This is a genomic window from Bacillus sp. z14 (2026) (assembly GCF_058313575.1).
Window position 1 is genome coordinate 63648 of the sequence record NZ_JBZFQK010000009.1, and the last position, 10174, is coordinate 73821.

At 34.6% G+C, this 10174-nt stretch carries 5 protein-coding genes and 5 tRNA genes; all 10 read right to left on the reverse strand.

Annotated features, from left to right (window positions below; all coding sequences use genetic code 11):
• Window positions 1-80: 80 nt before the first annotated feature.
• Window positions 81-2216, reverse strand: a complete 2136-nt coding sequence (locus AC4G3O_RS18145; protein ID WP_491136559.1) for an acetate--CoA ligase family protein — start codon at window positions 2214-2216, stop codon at window positions 81-83.
• Window positions 2217-2241: 25 nt separating this feature from the next.
• A complete protein-coding gene (locus AC4G3O_RS18150; protein ID WP_491136560.1) occupies window positions 2242-3384 on the reverse strand; it encodes an acyl-CoA dehydrogenase family protein in 1143 nt (380 codons plus the stop codon).
• 24 nt (window positions 3385-3408) lie between these two features.
• Window positions 3409-4575 carry an acyl-CoA dehydrogenase family protein gene (locus tag AC4G3O_RS18155; RefSeq protein WP_491136561.1) on the reverse strand — a complete coding sequence of 389 codons (1167 nt, stop codon included), beginning with the start codon at window positions 4573-4575 and terminating at the stop codon, window positions 3409-3411.
• A 237-nt stretch (window positions 4576-4812) separates the two neighbouring features.
• Window positions 4813-5958: a TetR/AcrR family transcriptional regulator gene (locus AC4G3O_RS18160; RefSeq protein ID WP_491136562.1), complete on the reverse strand. Its 1146-nt coding sequence runs from the start codon at window positions 5956-5958 to the stop codon at window positions 4813-4815.
• A gap of 197 nt (window positions 5959-6155) precedes the next feature.
• Window positions 6156-7577 carry an MFS transporter gene (locus AC4G3O_RS18165; protein WP_491136563.1) on the reverse strand — a complete coding sequence of 474 codons (1422 nt, stop codon included), beginning with the start codon at window positions 7575-7577 and terminating at the stop codon, window positions 6156-6158.
• A 1954-nt stretch (window positions 7578-9531) separates the two neighbouring features.
• A tRNA-Glu gene (locus AC4G3O_RS18170) sits at window positions 9532-9603 on the reverse strand.
• A gap of 3 nt (window positions 9604-9606) precedes the next feature.
• Window positions 9607-9681 (reverse strand) — tRNA-Asn (locus AC4G3O_RS18175).
• Between the two features lie 90 nt (window positions 9682-9771).
• Window positions 9772-9845: transfer RNA gene (locus tag AC4G3O_RS18180), tRNA-Gly, on the reverse strand.
• A gap of 91 nt (window positions 9846-9936) precedes the next feature.
• Window positions 9937-10010 (reverse strand) — tRNA-Trp (locus AC4G3O_RS18185).
• Window positions 10011-10018: 8 nt separating this feature from the next.
• A tRNA-Tyr gene (locus tag AC4G3O_RS18190) sits at window positions 10019-10102 on the reverse strand.
• Between the last annotated feature and the right edge of the window lie 72 nt (window positions 10103-10174).

Consider the following 10174-nt stretch of genomic DNA (forward strand, 5'->3'; position numbering starts at 1 on the left):
AATTCAGCAAGACTTTCTTCTGAATAAAAGTCAGCTTGGAGATTTTAGATGATCCTATCAAAGCTATTATCTATCTCTCATTAAATATTAATAGCTTCTTTTATGTCCCTGTTTTCAAAAGTAATAACGGCATCTAGTGCCATTACTCCTTTTCCTTTTTCAAACACAACCATTGGATTAACTTCTATTTCTGACCAATTATTTGATAGCTGACTAGGGAGTTTTGATAATTCGACTAATACTTTTGCATAACTATCGGCATCGTATACTAAACCTTTGCGGAGTCCCTTAAATATAGGTGATGCTTTTAATTCTTCAATCATTTCAATCGCTTCTAATTCAGTTATAGGTGCTAAACGTTGTGAAATATCTTTCATAACCTCCACATAAATCCCACCGAGTCCACACGTAATTATAGGGCCAAATGACGGATCATTAGTAATACCAACAATAGCTTCCAGGAACTTCTCACTAGACATTTCTTCAATAAGCACACTATCAATTTGAGCATCCGGGACATGTTCAGAAACATTTTTTAAAATAGTATGGTATGCCTTTAATAATTCCTCTAAATTATTGATAGGCAAAATAACCCCACCGACATCACTCTTGTGTATAATATCTGGTGATACTATTTTTGCTACAACAGGATAGTTAATGGATTTAGCTTTTTCTAAAAGCTCACTTAACGATTGAACAGTAAAACCATTAGGAATCGGCACTCCGAGTTTTTGTATTAATCTCTTAGCCGAAGGTTCAGTCATAACAACTTTAGATTCATCTTCACTTAAGATTTCATGACTTTTCACTAGCGGTTCTTCAACTTCTTTTTGGCAAGCCTCCGAAAATTGAACAATATAATTGAGTGCTTCAATCACTCTTGGCAATTCATTGAATGCTGGGACACGATTTTTATTCAACAATTTCCTGATTTCTCCCATTGACTTTTCTGTACCAGTTGTAACTGCTAAAATTGGTTTTGAAGTAGCTTTAGCCACATCGATAATATCTTGTGCAAATTTTAATCCACCCATTTCAACCCCAAGTGGTAAATGAACAATGATACTATCTACTTCTTCAGCTTGTGCCAGCGTTTCAATACAATGTTTATAAATTCCTGGATTTAAAATCAGTGTTGAAGCAATATCTACGGGATTTTCGACTGGTAAATATCCGGGTACCTGTTCCTTGAGCCTTTTCTTTGTTGCATCTGATAAAACAGCGTATCCTTGCCCTATATCAGATAGGTAGTCCGCAATCATAATGCCCAATGCACCAGATATTACAACTGTTGCCACCCCCTTACCTATTGTATATTTACCGCTGTTGAACCCTTTAATAGCGGTTATCATCGATTCTATTGAATCAACATGAGAAACACCATATTTTTTTGAAGCTAACTCAAATGCTACATTGGATCCTGTTAACGAAGCGGTATGAGACAATGCTGCTTTTTGACCTTCGTCTGAACGTCCTGATTTATAAATTACAAGAGGCTTTTTATTCTTAAGCGCTTTAAGTGCAGTTTTTTGAAATAATTTTCCATCAGGAACACCTTCCATATACGCACCAATAATTTTAGTATCCAGATCTTCAATCATTGAATCTATCAAATCGATTGTCGTTAAATCTATCTGATTTCCAACTGTATACATATAAGTAAATCCAATACCTTCTTCAATTGCAGAGTTCATTACTGTTGATCCTGTCGCACCACTTTGAGCTATTAAACCAACTTCACCAGATAACCAATCCACATTTGAGCTACCTGTAAATGACAATAAAACTTTGTCCTTAATGTTAAACGTACCTAACGTATTTGGTCCTATAACCCGAATATTATTTTCTTTACTTATAGCTAGTATGCGATTTTGAAGTTCTTCTCCTTCTTTCCCCATCTCTGCAAAACCAGCTGTGAAAATTAAAGCGAATGGAATTTTTTTCTCCCCACATTCAATAATTGCTTGCTCTACTGCCGCTGCAGGTGTGCTAATAATAGCTACATCAATAGGTTCTTCAATATCCGTCACTTTCGCATAACATGGAAAACCTTCAATTTCTGTGTATTTTGGATTTACACAAAATACCTTTCCTTTAAAATTTAAATCTTTAAAATTGACTACTGTTGTATTTCCAATTGCATTTTTTTTCTTGGATGCTCCTACTATCACTACTGAGTCTGGACGTAAATACTTTTCCATATATACTGCAGACACACAGCCTCACTCCTTCAATTTATATTTATGTGGATTCAAGAACTTTAGTATTTGCACGATTTTTTACTACTTGCTGTAATAGAATACGATGGTAACTTTCTGTACCAAAAGAAAGCTCAGTCACTTTTGCACGGTTTGACCATAAATATAAATTAGATTCAGTAGAGTAACCCATACCACCCCAAAGCTGGTGTGACATTACAGTAATATCCTTATAAGCTTTACTTACGTATGCTTTTGCAATACTTACTTCCCGACTTGCCTCTAGATTTCCTTCTAAGTAAGAAATAGCTTTATAAGCAGCTAATTTGGATCCTTCAGATTGTGTATACATGTTTGATAAATGATGCTGTACTGCTTGGAATGAACCAATTGGAACTCCAAATTGTTTACGGAGAGATACATAATCTACTGTCATTTGCATTACTCTTTGACAGCCTCCTGCCATTTCAACAGTTTGCAAAGCAGTCATTTTTTGGCGAGATTTCAAGATGGCTTCTTTATTAACCAACGAACCACTGATCAAGTCATCATTAGAAACTTTTACTTGATTGAATGTGACAATATATTGGTGATCACCACCTATTGTTGATAGCGCTTTCATTGTTATGCCAGGCGCATCACTATCAACAGCAAAAAGGCCAATACGATTGCTACTTTTAGCTACGACTAATAATTTATTTGATGTTTTTGCATTTTGTACAAATATCTTCTTGCCCGATAAAGTCCAAATATCCTTATTTTTAATAGCTTCAAGATTAAAATAATCAGGATCATTTAATGCAATATGCTCTTCAAATGCAACTGTCGCTAATAGAGAGCCTTCTGCAATACTTGTTAAATACTTTTCTTTTTGAGCTTCTGTTGCTAGATCAAGAAGCGCGAGTGTTGCATAAGTTGTAGTATAAAATGTTGTGGGGAGCAAAACCTTACCAGCCTCTTCAAAAATAATTGCAAGATCCATTATACTTCCCGCTGCACCACCGTATTGTTCAGGGATCATTATAGCTTGCCATCCTGCTTGTACAATTTTATCCCAAAGCTCTTCATTATGTTCAATTCGATTTTCTTGCATATTGCGAACTAACTCAATACTTACATTATTCTCAAAAAATTTTTTAGCTGCCTTATATAACATGGTTTGTTCTTCGTCAAATTGTGTTCTCATCATTCCTACCCCTTTCCCTTTAGATTACTTCCTTGGTAAGGCTAACCCACGCTGTGCTACGATATTTCTTTGAATTTCATTTGTACCGCCACCAAAACGATGGAACGGAGAAAGTCTGTATAAATGTTCCACGGATCCATTGGAAGGTGCCAAATCATCTTTCCAGTTTAATTGACCGTAAGATTCCATAATCTGCAGCCCAAGATCTGACGCTTTTGTATACATTTCCGTCCCATAGATTTTAATCATTGCAGCTCTAGCAGAAACATCTACACCATCATCAAGCAATGCTGCAGTTGAATATCCGAATAATTCACCGATTTCTAAATCTATTTCCAAATCGACTAATTTAGATAATACATCCGGACGTTCAATTAATAGATTGCCGTCCAATGTCGTATTTGCCACAAACTCAAGTGTTGCTTCATAAGCAGCTTTTGGCCCTGCAACTTCCCCCATGATTACACGTTCACGGGCTAATGCATAGTTTAAAATAGTCCAACCACTATTTAATTCACCTATTAAGTTGCTTTTTGGTATACGTACATTATCCAAAAACACTTCGTTTGTCGTATGATTTCCCCATGTTTCTTGTTTTGTCATCGTAAGCCCTGGCGAATCGTTTGGAACAATAAAAAGAGAAATACCTTTGTGTCGGGAATTTTCGTCACCTGTACGAGCAGCTAACCATTGATGAGTTACACGATGACCTAAAGTGTTCCAAGTTTTTTGACCGTTAATCACCCATTCATCGCCATCCAGTACTGCTTTTGTTCTTAAACTAGCTAAATCAGTTCCTGAATCTGGTTCCGAGTAACCTAAGGCAAAAGTCATTTCTCCACTAATTACTTTATTTAAAAATCTTTTTTTGTTGTCTTCTGTTCCAAATTTGTAAATGCTTGGACCAATAATACTATCGCCTATATGTGGTGCATGTGCTTTCATGAATTCTTCATTCAAAATGAATTTTTCAATTTCCGATAACTCTAGTCCACCTAATTCTTTTGGCCAACTTACTTTATCCCAATTCTTCTTTGTGACTTTTTTCTTAAATGCATTTTCAAGTGGTCCGATATGTTTGTCCTCATGTTCACGCATTTCGTTCAATAAATCTTCTGTTACATGTTCTTTTAAAAATGAACGGACTTCATTTTGCCAAGCTAATTGTTCATCTGTTAGTTGAAAGCGCATTTCCAATCCTCCTTTTTCTGAATAATATAATTATAGTTCAAGCACAATCTTGAAAAAATAACCATTTTTATAGAAATAGTTGTTTATTGAACAAACTATACTATTCAGTTTTTAAAAGAGATAGAAATTAAACACAAGCATCAATTGATGTAAATATTAAATAATACATTTGTGTGTCACATTAAAAGGGCAACCCCATAAATCGCTTAAAATGATTTACGAAGTCACCCTTTGGGTTTATATCCCAATTTGATTATCTAAACTTACTAATTTCAAATACATGTCTGCCATATAATTTGGAGAATAACGAATATTATCAGTAAACCATGTTCCTATTAAATTCATTATTGTTATTGTTATATAGTTGCTATATAAACTCTCATCAAAAAAAGTTCTCCCTCTTATTTCCTTCAAAAATAACTGCTGAATTTCAGTAAAAAATTTATTGAAAAATCCAGGAACCGCCATGTCACTATACATTATTTGCAAGAGTGATTGATTTTGAAAAACAAATTGGAATAACCTATGTACTGGGGAACTAGACTGATTCAACTGTTCATAATATTTCATACCTTCCCCACTAAATGCTTGAAACATTCCTAAAACTAAATCTTTCCGGATCGAGTCGTATAAAGCATCCTTATTTTTAAAATGAGCATAGAAAGAAGATTTGTTGTAATCTGCCTCTTCTAAAATATCAACAATTCGAATATCTTTATAGTGTTTTTTTATCATTAATGTGAGCAAAGCTTTCTTTAACGCTTCCTTTGTGCGAGTAATACGTATGTCTGTTTCTTCATTCAAATACTGGGTATCTTTAAACACCCAGTCGTTTGTGAAAATCTGATGATTATTTTCATTAAGTATGCTTATAAATTGTTCTGCCACATAATGAGGACTTTTTAAAGATTCTTCATTAATCCAAAATAAGGTTATACCAAGCCAGGCTGAACAAACATAATCTAATTTAAATTTTTCATACTCTATATTCTCTATCGTATCGGTTAAACCTCTAACTAGTAACGGAGCTAAGTATCTTTTATATAGTTTATATAATTTATAACGAAAGCCTTTTACTTTATTATCCCTCAGCACGGCGTATAAAAAAAATCGATTTTCATAAAAGTATTCAAATAATGTAACAGTTAATTGGAGGTTCTCTTCCGAATCTTTCACTTTATCCATATCTAATTGATTTTTCATTTTTTCTAATACATTTTTTAACTCTTCCAACTTAAGTTCAATCAGATTATCTAACAATTTTTGTGTATCATAATAATGTTTATAGAATGTGCCGCGATTATACCCTGCCCCTTTGCAAATTTCAGTAATTGAAATGCTCTCAAAATCTTTTTCAAGCATAAGTTGAATTAATGTATTCATAAAAGCTCTCTTAGATTTAAGTATAGATTTTTGAATCGGAATCCCCTCCCCTTTATATGCATTCTATATAAAAGCAGAAAAAACCTTCAAAAAAAATCTTAATTCCAGTAAAGCCGGAATTAAGATCATTAATAAGTCATAAATTTAAGCATATTCACTATAACACCAACTAATCATTCAGTGGATTTTGCTTGGGTTTAGGAATTGCTGTTAATTTGAATGCCATCAGCAACATCTTTATCTTTTCTAAAAAGCAATAAACTAATGAGGATTAGCAACACAATAATCCCTATCACTACATATCCCACACTATTTAATGCATTTGTTGTTGCAATTGCAGGATCTGAATCCAGCTGTGCCTGGCGTTGGCTCATAAATCCAAACAATGCTAATCCAAAGGTTGAGCCTAATGGTATCCCTAAATCTCGGAACATTGTAAATGTCCCTGACCCAACTCCTTTAGCATTTGTAGGTACCGATAAAATAACTATTTTCATTAATCCAGGGTTAATAAGTCCAGAAGATAAGCCGACAACTGCCATTGTAAAAATAAGATACATGAACGGAGACTGACTGGAAATAAATGTAAACATTATTGCCCCTGCCAAGGCTATAACTGATGAACTTAGTATTACATACTTTGGGCTGTAACGGTCTATAAGTGAACCGGCTATAGAAGAACCAATAATTGTAAATGAATAATTTAATGTACTAATCAAACCGACTTCAGTCGGTCCCCAACCAGCTCGACTCGCAATATAGAATGCAAGTGCATAGTTCAAGGCAATACCTCCAAATGTAAGAAGTATAGCAGCCATTGCAGGAACATGTATTCCACGAAGCTTCAGAATTTTAATGTCCATTACAGGATTAACAGCATTTCTCTCTACAACGATCAATAAAAGCAACCCAACAATACCCACAGCTATCACTGACAAGGTTATAGGTGAAGACATCCCGAAATTACTTATTAAAATGGGAATCGATACTAGGGAACATATTGTTATTAATAATGCACCAGCTCCTTTATAATCGATTTTTTGCTTACGTCTAACTGTAGTCTTTGGCATCACAACTAAGACAATTAAAAGACCTATGAATGAAAAACTGCCGCTAATCCAGTATATGATTGTCCAATTAAATGATTCTATTAAATAACCTGAAATAACTCCACCCGAAGCAGCGCCAATTGAACCTGCAATCCCTAGAAGGGCAACTGCTTTTCCGCTTTTAGTGTCATCAAACAACTCGGAAATAACGGCAAAGACAGTAGGAAATACGCAAGCATAACCCATACCTTGAATAAAGCGCGCAAATAGAAAAATGACATAGGTAGGACTCATAGCTGCAAGAAACTCAGAAACAGTAAAAATCACCAATCCAATTATCAGCATTTCTTTACGCCCGATTTGGTCACCTATCCTTCCCATAAGCGGTGAAAATATTACAGCAGCTGCATAATAAGCAAGTGTTATAGAACCTGCAAATGTAATAGGTATCCCAAAATGTTGAGTTATAAACGGCATAGCAGGTGCTTGAAATGCTGCCGCTTCCACAAGAACAAATACACTAATTAATAGCATAAAGAAAATAAACCATGGTGATTTTTTTAAACCCATTAATATACCTCCCTAGAATGTGAATATCTACAAAACTTTTGTCCATTTTACTTTCAGTGACAACCTCTCTTGAATTGACTGTTTTCTCAATAAGCTATAAATTAGATACAATAAACTTCTTTAAGGATTAAGCAATCCTGACCTTCCAATAAATTGGTGATTAGTGAATCTCTTCATTTTCAGTATTTTGTCACCTTCATGTTTTTTATGCTAGCTTTGCTATAATTTTTTTAATCGATAAAATGATCCCACTCCTTTCTTTGTGTCCTAATTACCTTTCTTTAAATTTAAAGCGCTTACATAAAAAAAGAAAATATGCATTTCAACTAATAAAGTTGTATAATATACAAAAAATGATTATTTGTATGACTTAATTAATAATAATCATAATATTTTGAAATTTTTATCTATTTATAATTCCTTTGCATACAAAAGTTTTCTATAGTAAAAAATATACTGTACAGAGATTAACATCAAAAAGATTTATTCAATCTTTATTGCGTTCAAAATCTATCATGAAGAATACCTATTTTTCTCATCAGCTAATGGCAGACGAATTCCTGCATCTTGATATTTACACTATCTACTCAAAGCCATCGCAAATACAGACCTATTTCCAATTCTTAATCTTGCTCTGCTTTACAAATATTCGCTGTTGTTTTCCATGTCCCTTATTAAACTAAAGAATACCAAAGAATGATTTTATAAAGATACATTGGCATTCTTTTATTATTAATAAAGAATTTAATTAAACATAACTTCTAACATGTTCGTTGATTCCCTCTGCATATCCAAATCCGCATGTGAATATATATCCAATATTATCCTGATTTAATTTGATGTGTATAAATCCGCCAAAAGAAGTACTTTTGGCGGATTTATAGGTTCAAATGAGATGTGTAAGATAATCTATTCAAGGTTTTCTAAATATTTAATACTTATTGTGCAATATTGTTAGTCCATTTCTATGTAATTCATTTCTTTATATACTACATCAAAAATCTTTAATTCCTTCTCCATCCTAGTTTTGAAAAATGCTTAATCAAACGATTCTGAGAAAGATGAAGTTCCTGATTGTTTTTATACTGTTATTATAAATTCAATTAATAGATTCCTCGATATGAAGAGTTTAAGTTTATTTTTTTACTATGAAAGTTAGGTGATATTTTATATAATCTTCTTACCATTAAAGATTGATACCCATAATACACAATAGAGATAAAATGAAGACCAAAGCTATTTTGTACTATTAATTTTTAAAAAGATAATAAAATATACTACATTTAAGTTTACAACTCGAACACCTACATAAAAGGATTAAGTCCAGCAATTATTGGACTTAATCCTTCTTTGTTGCCTAAGTAAATACAAAATTAAATGCAGATAAAAAATGACCCTACCCTACCCACTAGTATTAATACTTATACAAACTGCACAAAAATTGCACAGAATTTCTAGAAACAATGGAATTAAGAGATTCAGCTTGTATAAATAATCACTGGCAGCCTGAATTACTGGACTGTTTGGACTCTATTTGTGCATATATTGTGTATAAGATTTGGAATAGTAAATTGACAGGGTGGGGGTCCATACTTTTTAAGAAGGGTTAACCACAAGTGTCTCAAGGGGTTAAGCCTTTGCCCCTATTTTATTAGTAAAAACTCATTACACCTACATTTTTTATACATCGGATAAACACTGTACAAGCCCAGTGTTTCCAATGGATTCGGCTGTTTCCATTATCCGTTAAATCCAACATGTTCACCGAACCGATTCACTGTCCGCTTTCTTACCCGATCCGAGTCCTCATCGAATCTGACTTCTACGTGTGAATCACCTTCTGTAATCACCTTTGAATCAGGGGATCCCAATAAAGATAAAAGATTGCAGGTCAACAGCTATCAGAAGTTTGATGGCAAATAAAAAAACCATGTACATCTTGTACATGGTTTTATGACCCCTACGGGATTCGAACCCGTGTTACCGCCGTGAAAGGGCGGTGTCTTAACCGCTTGACCAAGGGGCCAAATGGCTCCGCAGGTAGGATTCGAACCTACGACCGCTCGGTTAACAGCCGAGTGCTCTACCACTGAGCTACTGAGGAATAATAATATCGGCGACTCTAACTATCAACCTGACACTTATCAGAAGTGTGCTCTAACCAGCTGAGCTATAAGCCCTTTATGATATTTTTTGGAGCGGGTGAAGGGAATCGAACCCTCATCATCAGCTTGGAAGGCTGAGGTTTTACCACTAAACTACACCCGCATCTATGGGATGGCTGATGAAAATTGAACCCAGGAATGTCGGAACCACAATCCGATGGGTTAACCGACTTCGCCACAATCGCCATATTAATTGGCAGGGGCAGTAGGAATTGAACCCACACTGGAGGTTTTGGAGACCTCTGTTCTACCTTTAAACTATGCCCCTATAATGAATGGTGGAGGGGGGCAGATTCGAACTGCCGAACCCGAAGGAGCGGATTTACAGTCCGCCGCGTTTAGCCACTTCGCTACCCCTCCGATTATTTTGAGTGCCGGCAAGAGGACTTGAACCCCCAACCTACTGATTACAAGTCAGTTGCTCTACCAATT

Coding starts and splice junctions, on each gene's coding strand:
- AC4G3O_RS18150 (WP_491136560.1), bottom strand. CDS start 3,384: ATGAGAACACAATTTGACGAAGAACAAACCATGTTATATAAGGCAGCT.
- AC4G3O_RS18155 (WP_491136561.1), bottom strand. CDS start 4,575: ATGCGCTTTCAACTAACAGATGAACAATTAGCTTGGCAAAATGAAGTC.
- AC4G3O_RS18160 (WP_491136562.1), bottom strand. CDS start 5,958: ATGAATACATTAATTCAACTTATGCTTGAAAAAGATTTTGAGAGCATT.
- AC4G3O_RS18165 (WP_491136563.1), bottom strand. CDS start 7,577: ATGGGTTTAAAAAAATCACCATGGTTTATTTTCTTTATGCTATTAATT.